18 protein-coding genes are annotated in these 16,522 nt (G+C 72.5%); 4 read left to right on the top strand and 14 right to left on the bottom strand.

Features of this window, described 5'->3' with window-relative positions:
* Positions 1-105: 105 nt before the first annotated feature.
* Genes cbbX through ABWI04_RS14985 form a run of 3 tightly spaced genes read right to left on the bottom strand, consistent with a single transcriptional unit; the run spans position 106 to position 2,982 of the window.
* A complete protein-coding gene (gene cbbX, locus ABWI04_RS14975) occupies positions 106-1,122 on the bottom strand; it encodes a CbbX protein (RefSeq protein ID WP_353832769.1) in 1,017 nt (338 codons plus the stop codon).
* Complete coding sequence (locus ABWI04_RS14980; RefSeq protein WP_353832770.1) at positions 1,119-1,547, bottom strand: ribulose bisphosphate carboxylase small subunit; 429 nt, start codon at positions 1,545-1,547, stop codon at positions 1,119-1,121. Before ABWI04_RS14980 ends, cbbX begins: the two co-directional genes overlap by 4 nt.
* Position 1,548: 1 nt before the next feature.
* Positions 1,549-2,982, bottom strand: coding sequence for a form I ribulose bisphosphate carboxylase large subunit (locus ABWI04_RS14985; RefSeq protein WP_345178586.1), 1,434 nt, complete (start codon positions 2,980-2,982; stop codon positions 1,549-1,551).
* Positions 2,983-3,192: 210 nt separating this feature from the next.
* Here ABWI04_RS14985 and ABWI04_RS14990 point away from each other — a divergent pair, with 210 nt between their 5' ends.
* A complete protein-coding gene (locus ABWI04_RS14990; protein ID WP_353832771.1) occupies positions 3,193-4,077 on the top strand; it encodes a LysR substrate-binding domain-containing protein in 885 nt (294 codons plus the stop codon).
* Positions 4,078-4,119: 42 nt separating this feature from the next.
* Here the strand turns inward: ABWI04_RS14990 and ABWI04_RS14995 are convergent, their stop codons facing one another.
* Positions 4,120-4,296, bottom strand: coding sequence for a hypothetical protein (locus tag ABWI04_RS14995; protein ID WP_345178588.1), 177 nt, complete (start codon positions 4,294-4,296; stop codon positions 4,120-4,122).
* A gap of 210 nt (positions 4,297-4,506) precedes the next feature.
* Between ABWI04_RS14995 and ABWI04_RS15000 the strand changes: the two genes are divergently transcribed.
* Positions 4,507-5,685 carry a saccharopine dehydrogenase family protein gene (locus tag ABWI04_RS15000; protein ID WP_353832772.1) on the top strand — a complete coding sequence of 393 codons (1,179 nt, stop codon included), beginning with the start codon at positions 4,507-4,509 and terminating at the stop codon, positions 5,683-5,685.
* A 79-nt stretch (positions 5,686-5,764) separates the two neighbouring features.
* Here the strand turns inward: ABWI04_RS15000 and ABWI04_RS15005 are convergent, their stop codons facing one another.
* Both ABWI04_RS15005 and ABWI04_RS15010 read right to left on the bottom strand, forming a co-directional pair.
* On the bottom strand, positions 5,765-6,913 hold the full coding sequence (locus tag ABWI04_RS15005) for a GAF domain-containing sensor histidine kinase (RefSeq protein WP_353832773.1): 1,149 nt from the start codon (positions 6,911-6,913) through the stop codon (positions 5,765-5,767).
* Positions 6,910-7,566, bottom strand: coding sequence for a response regulator (locus ABWI04_RS15010; protein WP_185026208.1), 657 nt, complete (start codon positions 7,564-7,566; stop codon positions 6,910-6,912). The genes ABWI04_RS15005 and ABWI04_RS15010 overlap by 4 nt, the downstream gene beginning before the upstream one ends.
* 179 nt (positions 7,567-7,745) lie before the next feature.
* Between ABWI04_RS15010 and ABWI04_RS15015 the strand changes: the two genes are divergently transcribed.
* The gene (locus tag ABWI04_RS15015; protein ID WP_345178679.1) at positions 7,746-8,696 is read left to right on the top strand and encodes a phosphoribulokinase; all 951 of its coding nucleotides are present in this window, start codon (positions 7,746-7,748) and stop codon (positions 8,694-8,696) included.
* Between the two features lie 162 nt (positions 8,697-8,858).
* Here the strand turns inward: ABWI04_RS15015 and ABWI04_RS15020 are convergent, their stop codons facing one another.
* The 6 genes from ABWI04_RS15020 to ABWI04_RS15045 form a co-directional block, all read right to left on the bottom strand.
* Positions 8,859-9,917: a potassium channel family protein gene (locus ABWI04_RS15020; RefSeq protein WP_345178591.1), complete on the bottom strand. Its 1,059-nt coding sequence runs from the start codon at positions 9,915-9,917 to the stop codon at positions 8,859-8,861.
* Positions 9,918-10,023: 106 nt separating this feature from the next.
* A complete protein-coding gene (locus ABWI04_RS15025) occupies positions 10,024-10,374 on the bottom strand; it encodes a hypothetical protein (protein WP_185026212.1) in 351 nt (116 codons plus the stop codon).
* Between the two features lie 81 nt (positions 10,375-10,455).
* Complete coding sequence (locus ABWI04_RS15030; protein ID WP_345178593.1) at positions 10,456-10,923, bottom strand: peroxiredoxin; 468 nt, start codon at positions 10,921-10,923, stop codon at positions 10,456-10,458.
* Positions 10,924-10,942: 19 nt separating this feature from the next.
* Complete coding sequence (locus tag ABWI04_RS15035) at positions 10,943-11,371, bottom strand: DUF3052 domain-containing protein (RefSeq protein ID WP_185026216.1); 429 nt, start codon at positions 11,369-11,371, stop codon at positions 10,943-10,945.
* A gap of 328 nt (positions 11,372-11,699) precedes the next feature.
* Positions 11,700-12,107 (bottom strand): YjbQ family protein, encoded by a 408-nt coding sequence (locus ABWI04_RS15040; protein ID WP_345178594.1) that lies wholly within the window; start codon positions 12,105-12,107, stop codon positions 11,700-11,702.
* A gap of 73 nt (positions 12,108-12,180) precedes the next feature.
* Positions 12,181-12,378 carry a DUF1918 domain-containing protein gene (locus ABWI04_RS15045; protein WP_185026219.1) on the bottom strand — a complete coding sequence of 66 codons (198 nt, stop codon included), beginning with the start codon at positions 12,376-12,378 and terminating at the stop codon, positions 12,181-12,183.
* 319 nt (positions 12,379-12,697) lie between these two features.
* Here ABWI04_RS15045 and aceE point away from each other — a divergent pair, with 319 nt between their 5' ends.
* Positions 12,698-15,487 carry a pyruvate dehydrogenase (acetyl-transferring), homodimeric type gene (gene aceE, locus ABWI04_RS15050; RefSeq protein WP_353832774.1) on the top strand — a complete coding sequence of 930 codons (2,790 nt, stop codon included), beginning with the start codon at positions 12,698-12,700 and terminating at the stop codon, positions 15,485-15,487.
* A 91-nt stretch (positions 15,488-15,578) separates the two neighbouring features.
* Here aceE and ABWI04_RS15055 read toward each other — a convergent pair whose 3' ends face one another.
* Positions 15,579-15,953 (bottom strand): VOC family protein, encoded by a 375-nt coding sequence (locus tag ABWI04_RS15055; RefSeq protein WP_345178598.1) that lies wholly within the window; start codon positions 15,951-15,953, stop codon positions 15,579-15,581.
* Entirely contained in the window at positions 15,950-16,426 is a 477-nt protein-coding gene (locus ABWI04_RS15060; protein ID WP_353832775.1) for an ATP-binding protein, read from the bottom strand. The genes ABWI04_RS15055 and ABWI04_RS15060 overlap by 4 nt, the downstream gene beginning before the upstream one ends.
* Positions 16,427-16,522: the final 96 nt, after the last annotated feature.

Below are 16,522 nucleotides of genomic sequence, written 5' to 3' on the forward strand. Positions count from 1 at the left end.
ACCTCTACATGTCCTCAGACAGACTATCCACTGCGGTGCGGCGGGTGCCGGGGCCTCCGGCACCCGCCGGGCCGCGGGCGGTGGACGGCTCGGGTGGGGCGGCAGTCAGCGCAGGCGGGCCTCCTCGAAGACTCGGCTGGTCAGGAAGTCTTCGGGATGCAGGGTGGTGAGGGCCTCGCGGTCCACCTCGCCCGGATGGGCCAGGAGGCGGTTGGCGTGGCGCAGGCGAGCGCGCTCTATCGCGTTGCGGACGGAGCGGGCGTTCGCGAAGCGGGGCCGGGCGCGGCGGCGGGCCAGGTAGTCGCGGAAGACAGGTTCGGTCTCGGGGGCGAGGGCGTAGCCCTCGCGGTCCATCATCAGGCGGCCGATGGCCTCCAGCTCCGCGGGCTCGTAGTCGGGGAAGTCGATGTGGTGGGCGATGCGGGAGCTCATGCCGGGGTTGGAGGCGAAGAAGGAGTCCATGCGGTCCTTGTAGCCGGCGAGGACGACCACCAAGTCGTCGCGCTGGTTCTCCATGACCTGGAGGAGGATCTCGATGGCCTCCTGCCCGTAGTCGCGCTCGTTCTCGGCCCGGTACAGGTAGTACGCCTCGTCGATGAACAGGACGCCGCCCATGGCGCGCTTGAGGACCTCCTTGGTCTTGGGCGCGGTGTGGCCGACGTACTGGCCCACGAGGTCGTCGCGGGTGACGGAGACCAGGTGGCCGCGGCGGACGTAGCCGAGGCGGTGCAGGAGCTCGGCGAGCCGGACGGCCACGGACGTCTTGCCCGTCCCCGGGCTGCCGGTGAAGCACATGTGCAGGTTGGGGCGTCCCGACTCGATGCCGAACCGGGCCCGGACGCGGTCGACGAGCAGCAGCGCGGCGATCTCCCGGATGCGGGTCTTGACGGGGGCGAGGCCGACGAGTTCGGCGTCCAGGGCCGTGAGGACGGCGTCGACCTGGGAGTCGGCGCGCTCCTTGGCGAGGTCGACGCGGGCGCCGGCGGGGAGCGGCTCCGCCGCGGGCGCCTCCTGGGGGTCCGCCGGGGAGCCGTTCTGCCGCATCCCGAAGCCCTGCCGCATCCCGAAGCCCTGCCGCGTCCCGAAGCCTTGCCGCGTCTCCGGGCCGGGGCGCTCGCTCAACGTCCCGCCCCGTAGCGGTCCCCCTCGGGACGGTCGAGGGCGTAGGGGTGCAGCGTGTAGCGGACGCGCCGGTCGGAGGTCTCGGTGCGGTCGAGCCGGAAGCCGGGCTCCTCGGCCGGGCGCTGGACGATGAACGACAGCGCCGTCGTCTGCCGCCCGTAGCGGGCGTCGTAGGCGTTGAGCCGGACGTAGCGGTCCGGGTAGGCCTTGCGGCACTCGTTGACCTCGTACAGGACGCCGGCCGGGTCGGTGAGGTCGAACATCGGCAGGCCCCACATCTCCCAGTAGGAGTTGCGCGGGTGGGGGTCGTCGGTGAACTCGACCGAGCAGGGCCACCCCTGGTCCAGGGCGTAGGCGATCTGCTTGGCGATGTCGTCGTCGGTGAGGTCGGGCAGGTAGGAGAAGGTGCCTTGGGTGATCCGCATGTCACACGCTCACGGGGGTCGGGGCGGCGTCGGGGGTGTCGGTGGACTCGTAGGTGAAGGTGATGTCGCCCCAGGTGGACAGGGCGACGTCCAGCTCGCGGCTGTGCTTGGCGGCGGCGCGCAGGATGTCGGGGCCCTCGGCGAGATAGTCGCGGCCCTCGTTGCGGGCCTTGATCATCGCCTCCAGCGCGACGCGGTTGGCGGCGGCCCCGGCGGCGATGCCCATCGGGTGGCCGATCGTCCCGCCGCCGAACTGCAGGATCGAGTCCTCGCCCAGGTAGTGCAGGAGCTGGTGCATCTGCCCGGCGTGGATGCCGCCGGACGCGACGGGCATCGTGCCCGGCATCGACGCCCACTCCTGGTCGAAGTACAGGCCCTTCACCGGGTCGGCCTCCACGCGGTCGAGGCGGAGGGTGTCGTAGTAGCCGCGGACGCTGTTGGGGTCGCCCTCGAGCTTGCCGACGACCGTCCCGGCGTGGATGTGGTCGACGCCCGCGAGGCGCATCCACTTGGCGATGACGCGGAAGTTCACGCCGTGGGTCTTCTGCCGCGTGTACGTGGAGTGGCCCGCGCGGTGCAGGTGCAGGATGACGCCGTTCCTGCGCGCCCACTTGGCCATCGACTGGATCGCCGTGTAGCCGACCGTGAGGTCGATCATCACGATGACGCTGCCGAGCTCCTTGGCGAACTCGGCGCGCTCGTACATGTCCTCCATCGTCGCGGCGGTGACGTTGAGGTAGTGGCCCTTGACCTCGCCCGTCGCGGCCTGCGCCCGGTTGACGCCCTCCATGCAGTACAGGAAGCGGTCGCGCCAGCGCATGAACGGCTGGGAGTTGATGTTCTCGTCGTCCTTGGTGAAGTCGAGGCCGCCGCGGAGGGCCTCGTAGACGACGCGCCCGTAGTTGCGGGCCGACAGGCCGAGCTTCGGCTTGACGGTCGCGCCCAGCAGGGGGCGGCCGAACTTGCCGAGGTGCTCGCGTTCCATGACGATGCCGTGCGCCGGGCCCTGGAACGTCTTCACGTAGTGGGCCGGGATCCGCATGTCCTCCAGGCGCAGCGCCTTCAGCGCCTTGAACCCGAAGACGTTCCCGATGATCGACGACGTCAGGTTCGCGATCGAGCCCTCCTCGAACAGGTCGAGGTCGTAGGCGATGGAGGCGATGAACTGGTCGCCCTGCCCGGGGACGGGCTCCACCTTGTAGCACTTGCCCTGGTAGTTCTCGTAGGAGGTGAGCCGGTCGGTCCACACGACCGTCCAGGTCGCGGTGGACGACTCGCCCGCGACGGCCGCGCCCGCCTCCTCCGGTGGCACGCCCTGCTGGGGCGTGATGCGGAAGGCGGCGAGGATGTCGCTGTCCTTCGGCTCGTAGTCCGGGCGCCAGTAGCCCATCTCCGCGTAGGGGATCACGCCCGCTGACCATCTGCCCGCGCTCATCGCCGCTCTCCTTCAGCCGAAGCCTGGATGTGGCGGGACGCGGCGCGCCGACCCGGTGGAGGACGGCATGTCCCAGGGGATCGGGGTGGAGCGCCGCGTCCCGGCCACGTGGAACCGTGACGCGTCCGAGAATCGCCTTCCAACACTTGCGATGTCCATCAAGTGTTCTACGGTGACCCTTGAGCATTCGCTTGAACTAGGAGGCCGGACGTGACGGAGGCGCGGCTGCGGGCGCTCGTCGCGCTCGCCGACACCGGGTCCGTGCGGTCGGCGGCGCGGCGGCTGTACGTGACCGAGTCGGCGGTGTCGGCGGCGGTCGCGGCGCTGACCCGGGAGCTCGGCGTCCCGCTCGTCTCGCGGGAGGGGCGGGGCGTCAGGCTGACCGGCGCGGGCGCGGTCTACGCCGGGTACGCGCGGCAGGTGCTCGGGCTGCTGGAGGAGGGGCGGGCGGCGGCGCGCGGCGCCGCCGACCCGGGGCGCGGGCCGCTGCGGCTGGCGGCGGTGACGACGGCCGCCGACCAGGTCCTGCCCGAGCTGCTGGCCTCGTTCCGGGCGCGCTGGCCGGACGTCGAGCTGGCCCTGGAGGTGGGGCCGCGCCGCCAGGTGTGGAGCAGCCTGGCCGCGCACGAGGCCGACCTCGTGCTGGCGGGCCGCCCGCCCGCCGGCGTCGCGGCGACCGTGCTGGCCAGGCGGCCGAACGAGCTGGTCGTCGTGGGCGCGCCGGAGCTCGCGGCGGGGTTCGCCCTGGCCCGCACGCCGTGGGTGATGCGCGAGCCCGGGTCGGGGACGCGGGCGAGCGCGGACGCCTACCTGGCCGAGCGCGAGGCGGCGCCGCCGCGGCTCGTGCTCGGCTCCAACGGCGCCGTGATCGCGGGCGCGGCGGCCGGGCTCGGCGCGGCGCTGGTCTCGCGGGACGCCGTCGGCGCGGAGCTGGACGCCGGGCGGCTCGTGGTGATCGACGCGCCGGGGATGCCGCTGGACCGGCCGTGGCACGCGGTGGCGGGCGCGGCGCCGACCGCGACGACGCTGCTGTTCGTCCGGCACCTGCTGGAGGCGCCCGGCTGGCGGCCCGCTGCGGCTACGGCCCCCCAGTGATCACGGCAGGCTCCACAGGGGTCACGGCAGGCTCCACAGGGGTCACGGCAGGCTCCACAGGGATACCGACAGCAGGGCCAGGCTGACGGCGATCAGGATCATCGCGGCCGACCGACCGCCCTCGCCGGACGGGGCGGCGCTCCGGCGCGTCAGCAGGACCACGAAGCTCAGGAGGAAGCCCGCGGCGACGACGTCCATCGCCACGGCGAGCCCCGTCATACCCCCACCATCCGCATCATCGGAGCAACCCTAGAGGAGCACGGCCCTTCGCAGGTGCGGTCTTCACAACGCGGTCTTCACCACACGGTCTTCACCACACCGTCTTCACAACACCGTCCTCACAGTGCGGTCCCTCACATCGGCGCTGCGGCGCGCATGAACGGCCCCGATCGCGTCAGAATCGTGTTCGGAACCGTGAAAGGGGCCTTCATGACCGCCGACCGCCCGTACGACGTCGTCCTGTTCGGCGCCACCGGCTTCACCGGCGCCCTCACCGCCGAGTACCTCGCCCGGCACGCCGATCCCGGCACGCGCTGGGCGCTGGCGGGGCGCAACCAGGCGAAGCTGGCGGCCGTGCGCGACCGGCTGGCCGAGCTGGACCCGGCGTGCGCCGAGCTGCCGCTGCTGCACGCCGACACCACAGACGCGGCGTCGATCGAGCAGATCGCGGAGTCGGCGCGGGTCGTCATCACGACGGTCGGCCCCTACGTGAAGTACGGCGAGCCCCTGGTGGCGGCGTGCGCGCGCGCTGGGACGGACTACGTCGACCTCACCGGCGAGCCCACGTTCGTCGACCGGATGTACGTGAAGTACCACGACGCCGCGGTGCGCAGCGGGGCCCGCATCGTGCACGCCTGCGGGTTCGACTCCATCCCGCACGACCTCGGCGTGTACTTCACGGTCAAGCAGCTCCCGGAGGGTGTCCCCCTGCATGTCGAGGGGTTCCTGCGGGTGCGCGGGGACGCTTCGGGCGGCACCCTGCACTCGGCCGTCGGCATCTTCGGCGACGCCGCCGGCATGGTGCGCGCCGAGCGCGAGCGCCGCAAGGTGGAGGAGCCTCCCGCCGGGCGCAGCGTGCGGATCTCGCGGCGCCCGGCGCCGAAGGCCCGTGTCGGGGGCGGCTGGACGCTGCCGCTGCCCACCATCGACCCGCAGATCGTGGTCCGGTCGGCCGCGGCCCTCGACCGGTACGGCCCCGACTTCTCCTACGGCCACTACGTCGCGGTCAAGCGGCTCGCCACCGCGGCGGGGATGGCGGCGGGCTCGGGCGCCCTGCTCGCCCTCGCCGCGCTCCCCCCGACCCGCAGCCTCCTGCTGCGGCTCCGCGCGCCCGGCGACGGGCCGTCCGAGGAGCGGCGCGCCCGCAACTGGTTCAGCGTGAAGTTCGTCGGGGAGGGCGGCGGGAGGCGCGTCGTGACCGAGGTCGCGGGCGGCGACCCCGGGTACACCGAGACGGCGAAGATGCTCGCCGAGTCGGCGCTGTGCCTCGCCCACGACGACCTGCCCGCGACGTCCGGGCAGGTCACGACGGCCGCCGCGATGGGCGACGCGCTGGTCGACCGGCTCGTCAAGGCCGGGATCACCTTCCGCGTCCTCGACGCGGGCTGAGCACCGGCCCCTCAGAGACGGCGCGGCCTCAGAGACGGCGCGGCCTCAGAGACGGCGCGGCCCCAGAGACGGCGTGATCTCAGGGACGGCCGCGGCCGGGGATGGGGATGACGGCCTCGACGGTCGTCCCGACGCCGGGGCGGCTCGTGACCGCGACCCGCCCGCCGAGCAGTTCGGCCCGCTCCCGCATGCCGCGCAGCCCGTAGGAGTCGGGGCGGCGTCCCCGGCCGCCCCGCGCGAGGACGTCCCGCATCGAGAAGCCGCACCCGTCGTCGGCCACCTCCAGCCGGACCCGGTCGCTGGAGTGCTCCAGCAGCAGGTCGACGCGGCTCGCCGACGCGTGCCGCAGGCTGTTGCCGACCGCCTCCTGCGCGATCCGGTACAGCGCGGTCTGGACGTGGTCGGGCAGCTCGTCCTCCAGTTCGCCCTCGACGGTCACCGTCACGTCGAGCGCGCCCCGCGCGGCGGAGCCGTCCCCGGCCTCCCGGGCCAGGGTGGCGAGGGCCGCCGACAGGCCGAGGTCGTCCAGGACGGGCGGGCGCAGCCCCCCGATCGCCGCGCGGGTCTCGGCCGCCGCCAGCTCGCACAGCCGGCGCGCCATCATGATCTGCGCCAGCCCCTCGGGATGGTGCTCGGGCAGCGCCCGCTCGGCCGCCGACAGGTGGAAGCCGAGGCTGGCGAGCCGCTGGGCGATGCCGTCGTGGATCTCCCGGCTCAGCCGCGACCGCTCGGCCTCCTGCGCCTCCACGGCCCGCTCGGCGAACCGCTCGGCCGCGTGCTCGCGCTCGCGCGCGGTCCGCAGCCGCCGGCACGACGACAGCACCGGGGCGAACAGCCCCGCGAGCGCGGTGGCGAGCGCGACGTCGTCGGGCGGGCACGGCCCGGCGGACCGGACGTCCACGACGGCGATCACGATGCCGTCGCCGTGCACGGGGATCGCGGCGCCCCGCCCGTCCGGGTGGGCGCGGGCGCGGCCGTGGGCGGCGACCCGGCCGACCTCGCCCTCCCCCAGCGGGACGGGCGCGCCCCGCCATTCCAGGACGCGCTCCTCGTCGTCCAGGACGTACACGTCGCAGAACGTCAGCGCCCGCGCGGACCGCACGACGAGTTCGGCCAGCTTCTCGGCCATCCGCGGCAGCTCGCGGTCGGAGCAGGCCACGCCGGCGACGCGCACGAGCAGGTCGCTCCCGCGCCCGGCGAGCAGTTCGAGCGGCCGCGGGCCGGTCACCGGAACAGCCCCTCGCGCAGCGCGACGGCGATCGCCGCCGACCGGTCGGCCACCTCCAGCTTGCGGTACAGGGCGCGCAGGTGGCTCTTGACCGTCTCCTCGCTGAGCACGAGGCGCGCGGCGATCGCCTTGTTCGACAGGCCCCCCACCAGCAGCGACAGCACCTCGCTCTCGCGCTGGGTGAGGCCGCGGTTGGCGCCCGGCCAGAACTCGCCGCGGGTCAGCCGCGCCGCGGTCACCGCCATCCGCCCGGCGAGCGTCGGGTCGATGACCGTCTCGCCCTGCGCCACCTCCTCCAGCCGCCGGACCAGCTCCGGCCCGTCGACCCGCTTGAGCAGGTAGCCGCCCGCCCCCGCGCGCAGCGCCTCGAAGACGTACTGCTCGTCGTCGTACACCGACAGGAACACCACGCGGGCCTCCGGGACGCGCCCGGTGATCAGGCGGCACAGGTCGAGGCCGCTCTCGGGGCCGAGCCGCACGTCCAGCAGGACGACGTCCGGGCGCAGCGCGGTGACCAGCCGGGCCGCCTCGTCCCCCGTCCCCGCCTGCCCGACGACGCGCACCCGGCCGGAGAACCCGGCCAGCATCGCGGTCAGCCCGGCGAGGATCATCTCGTGGTCGTCGACCAGGACGACGCGTACGGGGACACCCATCCCGGCACGATAACAACCAAAGCTACTCACCAGTAGCCCCCCTCGGGACGGGCCTCCCGCGGTTTCACCCCCGCTCTCCCCTGAATGGGGGACGAGCCGCCGCGCCGACCGGCCTACGCTGCACAGCGAAAACCGGATTCCGCAGGACGGAGGAGTCAGTGCCCCATCGGATCGTGCATATGCTCCGGGCGCGCGGGTCGGGCCGCCGCCCCGTCATGCTCGCCATCGCGGGGGACAGCGCGGCGGGCAAGACCACCCTGACCAGGGGGCTTGTGCGGTGCCTGGGGGCGGACCGGATGACGGCGGTCTGCGTGGACGACTACCACCGCTACGACCGCGCCGAGCGGGCCGGGAAGCCGTTCACGGCCCTGCACCCCGACTGCAACCACATCGACATCATGGAGCAGCACCTCCAGCTGCTGTCGATGGGCGAGCCGATCCTGAAGCCGGTCTACGACCACGCGACCGGCGGGCTCGTCCGGCCGGAACTGGTCGAGCCCCGCGACTTCGTGATCGTCGAGGGGCTGCTCCCGCTGCACACGCGGCTCGCGCGGGCCTGCTTCGACATCACCGTCTACCTCGACCCGCCCGAGCCGCTGCGCCACTCCTGGAAGGTCAGGCGCGACTGCGACAAGCGCGGCTACAGCCCCGAGCAGGTGAAGGCGGAGCTGGCGCGCCGCGAGCCCGAGAGCGCCGCCTACATCCGCCCGCAGCGCAAGCACGCCGACATCGTCGTCCGGTTCGCGCCCGTCGCCGGGCGCCTCGACCCGCCCGGCACCCCGCTGTCGGCCGAGCTGCTGCTGCGCCCCACCATCGACCACCCCGAGCTCGCCGACGTCCTGGAGAGCGGGCCCGGCGACACCGGGACCGCCCTGCACCTGCGCCTCCACCGCGACACCGACGGCCGCCCCGTGGACGCGCTGCACGTCCACGGCTACGTCTCGCCGGAGGAGTCGCAGGTGGTCAAGAAGGCCATCTGGGAGCGCCTGGGCCCCCGGGCCGGCACCGCCCTGCCCGACCCGGACGCCCTCGGCCGCATCGGCGACACCGGCACCAGCGACCCGCTCGCCATCACCCAGTTGCTGCTGCTGTACCACCTGCTGGACGCCGACCAGCGCCAAGCAGCATGAGCGAAGCGAACGGGGGGCGTGGGGGGCGCCCCAGCAAGAGACGCACATGAGACTCCGCGTGCGTGCGGGGAGGCCCCGGGGCCTGGACCTGTGCCCCGGGCCGCACGCCCGCGGCAGCCGGGAGGGCGCCCTCAGCGGGCGCGAGGGGCGTCCTCCCGGCCCCTACAGCTCGTGCCAGGGGATCTCGGGGCGGTGGGTGGCGACGACCGCCAGCGACTGGCCGCCGCGGATCCTCTCGTCGGGGGCGGGCGCCAGGCGGAAGCGGGCGTCCGGACGGTGCGAGTCGCCCACCGCGAGGAGCGTGCTCCCCCGGCGCAGCAGGGAGATCGCCACGTCCAGGCGGGCCCACTCGCCGGCGTCCTCGGGGATGTCCACGCGGTAGAGGGTGCCGTCGCTGTCGAGCGTGCTGGCCAGGTTGTGGTAGATCGCGGCGATGCCCGGGTTGCGGATCGCGACCGCGGTCACCGCGGGATCGTCGATGTCGACCGGCTCGATGTTCTCGCCGACCAGCCGGAGGGCCTCGGTGATCTCGGCCCGCCGGCCGCCGTCGCGCACCCCCGCCAGCAGGTGGACGGCCGGGTCGCCGTTGCGCCGCAGGTAGGCCTCGACGGTCAGCATCACCCGCACCGTCTCGTCGTCGGTGCGGCCGACCACCAGGACCGTCCGCGCCTGCTCCAGGCACGCCCGCTCGAAGGCGGTGTCGTCGAACGCGACGACGTCGTACAGCTCCGGGTCGGGGTTCTCCCCCGCCAGCTCGCCCGGCCAGAAGACGGTCACGACCGGCGTCTTCGCGAACTGCGGGTCGCCGCGCAGCTGGCGGATGATGGCGACCAGCCCGTCCCGCTCGTAACCGACGATCACGATGTGCCGCCGCCGGTGCAGCCGCGCCTGGCCGTTGGCCCTCATCATGCGTCCCTTCCCCATCCAGAGCGTCAGCTCGGCGAACATCACCAGCCCGGCGGTGAGCCCGGCGACCATGATGAGCACGCCGCCGACCCGGCCGCCGACCGTGGTCGGGGACAGATCGCCGTAGCCGGTGGTCGTGCCGCTGACCAGGAAGTACCAGATGTACTGGTGGGGCTTCTTGATGTCGGCGCCCGGTTCCTCGAACACCGCGATGAGCAGCCAGCCCACCGCGAAGGCCGTGAGGAGGACGAGCGCGGGCGCGCGCCACGTCCGCCCGGTGATCCGGTGCACCAGGCGCATCAGCACGATCGGCATTCGCGAAGCGTGGCACCGGGCAAAATGCCGCGTCAAGCCCGATATGCCCGGTGAAGGGCCAGGTCAGGCCACGTCGGATCCTCCGTCCGGCGGGACGGCGCGCCCCTCAGGCGGCCGGGCCTCGTTTCAGGACGCGCGACAGCGCCGCCGCGACCTCCTCGGAGAGGCCGCCGTCGGCGGGAGGCTGGGCGCCCGAATGCACGAGATCGGCCGTGCCCGGCTCGTCCCGGACGGCGTCACGGGTGTGGCCGCAGTCGCGGCACTCCACCTCGCCGAGCCGGCACACCAGCGCGGCCGAGCCGCACTCCGAGCAGCGATCCAGGGCGTCCGCCCAGTCGTGGACGGCCTGGCACCGGGGGCAGATCAGGACCTGGTGGTCCGCCCGGACCCCGCGCTTCCACGGGCTCGCGCCGCGCACGGGGTCGGTCTGCCGCGCCCCGCAGCGGAAGCAGGGCATCACACCTCCAGGGGTGCGGGGGCCGGTTCCGGCCACCCGGTCCCGAGGGCCGTGAGGTGTGCCGGAACCGGTCCGTTCAGCTCAGAGCCCGGCGAGCGCCTTGCGGTACTCGTCGATGTCGCGTGCGTCCGGGATCGCGTTCACGACCTTCCAGCGGACCACGCCCTCGGTGTCGATGATGAAGGTGCCGCGCAGCGCCACGCCCTTGGCCTCGTCGAACACGCCGTAGCGCTGCGCCGTCCCGCCGTGCGGCCAGAAGTCGGCCAGCAGCGGGAAGCTGAAGCCCTCCTGGTCGGACCAGGCCCGCAGCGCGAACATCGAGTCGACCGAGACCGCGAGCACCTGCACGTCGGCGCCGGCCCCCGCGACGAGGCTCGACAGCTCGTCGCGCAGCGCGCACAGCTCTCCCGTGCAGACGCCGCTGAACGCCAGCGGATAGAACACCAGCATCACGTTCTTGCCGCCGCGGAAGTCCGACAGCTTCACCGGCGCGCCGTGCTGGTCCTTCAGTTCGAAGTCCGGCGCGGCGTCGCCTACGTTGACCGACAAATCGTCTCCAGCCCCGGCTCTACTTGTGGCCCTTGGGTGCGACGAGCCGCGTGCCGGACCACTCCCTGGCGGCGCTGACGCTGCTGGTCTGCGAGAGGCCGGCGGTCTGCGCGGCCTCGCCGATGTCGCTCGGCTCGACGTGCCCGTCGCGGCCCGCCTTCGGCGTCAGCAGCCAGATGTTGCCGCCCCCGGTCAGCGGGATCATGGCATCGGTCAGGCCCTCGAACAGGTCACCGTCCTCCTCGCGCCACCACAGCAGCACGATGTCGACCACGTCCTCGTAGTCCTCGTCGACCAGCTCGTTCCCCGTGAGCTCCTCGACGGAGCGGCGGAGCTCCTCGTCGACGTCCTCGTCGTAGCCGATCTCCTGCACCACCTGGCCCGCCTTCAGGCCGAGCCGTTCGGCCAGGCTGCGCTCAGACTGCGCCTGACCCGCGGTCGCGCTCACGAAAGTCCTCCCATTGTCGTCAGTCCGCACGGTCCGTGCCCGTATGGCTCTCGGCCCCCCGGGACGGGTGGCCCGTCCGCACCTGTGCGGTGTTTGCCGGACAGTCCACACAAGTGTGGGCCCCTTGCGCAAGTGTCTTCCCGGCTTTTGGTGGCCCCATTGGCCCGATTACGAAGATCCCCGTCACAGGACGCCCACCCACGGTGACCCCCGGAGGGTTCGCGCTGCTCATTCCCGCACTGCGAAGGAGACGCCCCTCCACAGCTCCAACGCTACTCATCTCTGCTCCTTGTGGGGGACGACCCCCCACACCCCCGGTTCGCTGCGCTCATCCTTTGAGAAACGACAACCTGACCTGCCTGTCGGGGTTGTCGACGTTGAGGTCGACCAGCGCCACGGACTGCCACGTCCCCAGCGCGAGCCGCCCGCCGACGACCGGCAGGGTCGCGAACGGCGGCACGAGCGCGGGCATGACATGCGAGCGCCCGTGCCCCCGCGATCCGTGCGCGTGCCGCCAGCGGTCGTCCGCGGGCAGCAGGTCGCCCAGGGCCGCCAGCAGGTCGTCGTCGCTGCCGGAGCCCAGCTCGATGATCGCCACACCCGCGGTGGCGTGCGGGACGAAGACGTGCAGCAGCCCGTCGCCGCCCGCCGAGGCGGCGAAGCGCTCGCATTCCGCCGTGATGTCGTGCACGGCCTCGCCGGTACCGGTGGCCACCCGGACCACGGTGCTCTCCATGGTCCCGTGTCTACCCCATCCGCGGCCCCGGACGCATCCGCGCCCGGACGGATCCGCGGCCGGCGGCGCGCACCTAGCGGGACGCCTTCGCGCGCGGCTCGATGACCGCGTCGGGCCCCGGGTACACCAGCCCCTCGTGGCCGTCGTCGAAGCGGACCAGGAAGGGCGGGCCGCCGTCCGGGCCCCGCACCTCGATGATCTCGCCGGTCCGGTCGGGCTGCCCCACCACGTTGCCGTGCACGTGAAGCCGGTCTCCGGTCTTTCCGTTCATCCTTCCACCCCCAAGCTCGCCGGCCCGCCGCCGGGACGGACCGCGCCGGGCATGTGAGCGCTCGTTCGCTCCCCGCCTCATACGTTCCCCGCCCTCCGCCGGAGGGAATCTCCCGGCCGAGTGAAAAAGGCGGTTCCGGCCGGGTCGGTCCCCGTCCTGACCGGGGAGGATGGTTACTGATTGGTAGAGATGCGTTAGCCGTGATAACCGGCGACGATGGATCACATACCAAGGCGACGAACAGTCTGCCGGGACCGGCGGCCTCCCGCGCGGCGGCCCAGGTCTGACCTGCACAGACGGTAAGGACAGAGGGGACCCCGTGGCTTCCGGACGTCAACGCTTTTCGATCATCAGCGACGGGCTGCCGAGCCAGCTGCCCGACATCAACCCGGACGAGACCCGGGAGTGGCTGGAGTCGCTGGACACGGTCATCAAGACCGAGGGCCGCGGCAGGGCGCGCTACGTGATGCTGCGGCTCCTGGAGAGGGCGCGCGAACTCCAGGTCGGGGTGCCCGGCCTGCGCAGCACCGACTTCATCAACACGATCCCGCCGGAGTCGGAGCCCTGGTTCCCCGGCGACGAGCACGTGGAGCGGCGCATCCGCGCCTACATCCGGTGGAACGCCGCGATCATGGTGTCGCGGGCGAACCGCCCCGAACTCGGCGTCGGCGGCCACATCGCGACCTACGCCTCCGCCGCCTCGCTCTACGAGGTCGGGTTCAACCACTTCTTCCGCGGCAAGGACCACGGCGAGTCCGGCGACCAGGTGTTCATCCAGGGCCACGCCGCTCCCGGCATCTACGCGCGCGCGTTCCTCGAAGGACGGCTGCCCGAGGAGAAGCTCGACGGGTTCCGGCAGGAGCACTCGCACCCCGGCGGCGGCCTGTCGTCCTACCCGCACCCGCGGCTCATGCCGGACTTCTGGGAGTTCCCCACGGTGTCCATGGGCCTGACCGCGATCGACTCGGTGTACCAGGCCCGGTTCAACCGGTACCTGTACAACCGCAAGATCAAGGACACGTCCCGCTCGCACGTGTGGGCGTTCCTCGGCGACGGCGAGATGGGCGAGCCGGAGTCGCTCGGCGCGATCGGCCTGGCCGCCCGCGAGGAGCTCGACAACCTCACCTTCGTCGTCAACTGCAACCTCCAGCAGCTCGACGGCCCGGTGCGCGGCAACGGGAAGATCATCCAGGAGCTGGAGTCGTTCTTCCGCGGCGCCGGCTGGAACGTCATCAAGGTCATCTGGGGCCGCGACTGGGACCCGCTGCTCGCGCAGGACGTCGACGGCGTCCTGGTCAACCAGATGAACACGACGCCCGACGGCCAGTTCCAGACGTTCTCCGTCGAGTCCGGCGAGTACATCCGGGAGAAGTTCTTCGGCGACGACCCGCGGCTGCGCAAGATCGTCCAGCATCTGTCGGACGACGACCTGCGCAAGCTGTCGCGCGGCGGGCACGACTACCGCAAGGTGTACGCGGCGTTCAAGTCGGCCCGCGAGCACGTCGGGCAGCCGACCGTGATCCTCGCGCACACCATCAAGGGCTGGACGCTCGGCTCGGACTTCGAGGCCCGCAACGCCACCCACCAGATGAAGAAGCTCACCAAGGCCGAGCTGAAGGAGTTCCGGGACCGCCTCTACCTGGACATCCCCGACTCGGCGCTGGAGCAGCCGCTGCCGCCGTACTACCACCCCGGCGAGGACTCCGAAGAGATCCAGTACATGCGCGAGCGCCGCGCGGCCCTCGGCGGGTTCCTGCCGAAGCGGGTCGTGCGGGCCAAGACGCTCAAGCTGCCGGGCGACCCCGTCTACAGCGAGCTGAGGAAGGGGTCCGGCAAGCAGAACATCGCGACGACCATGGCGTTCGTCCGGCTGCTCAAGGACCTGATCAAGGACGAGAACATCGGCGCCCGGTTCGTACCGATCGCGCCGGACGAGTACCGCACGTTCGGCATGGACTCGCTCTTCCCCACGTCCAAGATCTACTCGCCGCACGGGCAGACCTACGACGCCGTGGACCGCAAGCTGCTGCTGTCGTACAAGGAGGCCGAAAGCGGCCAGATGCTCCACGAGGGCATCAGCGAGGCGGGGTCGATGGCCTCCACCATCGCGGCGGCCACCGCCTACGCCACCCACGGCGAGCACATGATCCCGGTCTACATCTTCTACTCGATGTTCGGGTTCCAGCGGACCGGCGACCAGATGTGGGCGCTCGGCGACCAGATGGGCCGGGGGTTCCTGCTCGGCGCCACCGCCGGCCGCACGACGCTCACCGGTGAGGGCCTCCAGCACGCCGACGGCCACTCCCCGCTGCTCGCGGCGTCCAACCCCGCGTGCGTCCACTACGACCCGACGTGGGCGTTCGAGCTGGCCCACATCGTGAAGGACGCGCTGCGGCGCATGTACGGGTCGTCCGAGGAGCACCCCCTCGGCGAGGACATCTTCTACTACCTCACCGTCTACAACGAGCCCTACCAGCAGCCCGCCGAGCCCGAGAACCTCGACGTCGACGGGCTCCTCAAGGGCCTGTACCGGCACAAGGCGGCCCCGGAGGTCGCCTCCGGGAACGGCGAGGCGCCCCGGGCGCAGATCCTCGCCTCCGGCGTCGGCGGCCGGTGGGCCCTCGAAGCGCAGCGGCTGCTCGCCGAGGACTGGGGCGTCGCCGCGGACGTGTGGTCGGCCACGTCGTGGAACGAGCTGGCCCGCGAGGCCCGCGAGTGCGACGACTGGAACCTGCTGAACCCCGACGCCGACCAGCGCGTCCCGTACGTCAGCCGGGTCCTCGACAACGTCGCCGGGCCGATCGTCGCGGTGTCGGACTACATGCGCGCCGTGCCCGACCAGATCGCGCCGTGGGTGCACGGCGACTACACCTCCCTCGGCACGGACGGGTTCGGGTTCTCCGACACCCGCGCCGCCGCCCGGCGGTTCTTCCACGTGGACGCCGCGTCGATCGTCCTCGCGGTGCTCACCCGCCTCGCCCGCCACGGCGAGATCAAGCCGGAGACCCTGACGGAGGCGATCCGGCGCTACCAGCTGAACGCCGAGGTCAGCGACGTCTTCGCGGGCGGCGTCGGCAGCGCCGAGAGCAACACCGGCGGCGACGCCTGAGCCCGGTGATCGCGGAGGTGTAGGCCGCGATCACCGGCTCGCGCGCGAAGGGCCCCGGGGTTGGTTCCCCGGGGCCCTTCCGCGTCCGGCGTCAGGACGACGCGGGCGTGAAGACGCCGAAGGTGTTGCCGGACGGGTCCTGCAGGTACGCGAACTTGAGGCCGTTGCCCGTGCTCAGCGGCGGCATGGCGACCTTGCCGCCGGACTTCACGGTCTGGTCGCAGGCGGCGTCGACGTCCTCCACGAGGACCAGGAACATCGCGTGGTTGCGGGACGCGTCCGGCTCGTGGGAGATGCCGCCGGACGGCACGTCGGAGCCCGGGTAGCTGACCAGGTCGTAGCCGTCGCCGTCGGGGTCGAGCGCGAACTTCCAGCCGAACATGTCGCCGTAGAAGCGGCGGGCCTCCTCCGGCGCGTCGGTGCCCACCTGGAACCACGTGACGGTGTTGAACGCGGGAACGGTCATTGGTCTCCTCCTTCGAACGCTGCTGCCCTCAGCGTGGAAGAGGCCCGCGACAGCCCCCTGTCGGAGTTTTCAAAAGACTTCGCGAACCGGAACTCCGCCCACACCACCGTGCGGTCGCCGTCCGTCCGGTACCCCCAGCGGTCGGAGAGGGCTTCGACGACCCGCATCCCGCGCCCGCTCTCGGACCCGTCCTCCGCCTTTACGCGGGGGCGTCTGCCGTCCGCCCCGTCATCGGCGACCTCCAGGCGGTGAACGCCGTCCCCCACCAGCAGGCTCACCGTGACCCAGCCGCCGTCACCCGAGGCCGTGTGGGCGATGGCGTTGCAGACGGTCTCGCTCCCGACCGTCATCAGATCGTCCAGCACAGGATGCCCAGGGGGCAGCATGTCCCGCAGAAATCGCCGCGCGTTCCGGACCGACCGGTGGACGCCCGGCAGCGTCACCGCGCCGAGCACGACGAGTTCGCCGCTCATCACCCCGCCACCCACGACACTCCACGCCTGGCCGAAGTGGGCGGCGCCTCCCGTCTCGGCGGGGTCCTTCTCGTCTCGGGCGCTCCCATCGTGCGC

The sequence above is a fragment of the Actinomadura sp. NPDC000929 genome (assembly GCF_040492065.1).
GTDB lineage: Bacteria > Actinomycetota > Actinomycetes > Streptosporangiales > Streptosporangiaceae > Spirillospora > Spirillospora verrucosospora.

Coding starts and splice junctions, on each gene's coding strand:
- ABWI04_RS15060 (WP_353832775.1), bottom strand. CDS start 16,426: ATGAGCGGCGAACTCGTCGTGCTCGGCGCGGTGACGCTGCCGGGCGTC.
- ABWI04_RS14995 (WP_345178588.1), bottom strand. CDS start 4,296: ATGACGGGGCTCGCCGTGGCGATGGACGTCGTCGCCGCGGGCTTCCTC.
- ABWI04_RS14985 (WP_345178586.1), bottom strand. CDS start 2,982: ATGAGCGCGGGCAGATGGTCAGCGGGCGTGATCCCCTACGCGGAGATG.
- ABWI04_RS15020 (WP_345178591.1), bottom strand. CDS start 9,917: ATGCCGATCGTGCTGATGCGCCTGGTGCACCGGATCACCGGGCGGACG.
- ABWI04_RS15015 (WP_345178679.1), top strand. CDS start 7,746: ATGCTCCGGGCGCGCGGGTCGGGCCGCCGCCCCGTCATGCTCGCCATC.
- ABWI04_RS15045 (WP_185026219.1), bottom strand. CDS start 12,378: ATGAACGGAAAGACCGGAGACCGGCTTCACGTGCACGGCAACGTGGTG.
- ABWI04_RS15040 (WP_345178594.1), bottom strand. CDS start 12,107: ATGGAGAGCACCGTGGTCCGGGTGGCCACCGGTACCGGCGAGGCCGTG.
- ABWI04_RS15055 (WP_345178598.1), bottom strand. CDS start 15,953: ATGACCGTTCCCGCGTTCAACACCGTCACGTGGTTCCAGGTGGGCACC.
- ABWI04_RS15000 (WP_353832772.1), top strand. CDS start 4,507: ATGACCGCCGACCGCCCGTACGACGTCGTCCTGTTCGGCGCCACCGGC.
- ABWI04_RS15010 (WP_185026208.1), bottom strand. CDS start 7,566: ATGGGTGTCCCCGTACGCGTCGTCCTGGTCGACGACCACGAGATGATC.
- ABWI04_RS15025 (WP_185026212.1), bottom strand. CDS start 10,374: ATGCCCTGCTTCCGCTGCGGGGCGCGGCAGACCGACCCCGTGCGCGGC.
- ABWI04_RS14980 (WP_353832770.1), bottom strand. CDS start 1,547: ATGCGGATCACCCAAGGCACCTTCTCCTACCTGCCCGACCTCACCGAC.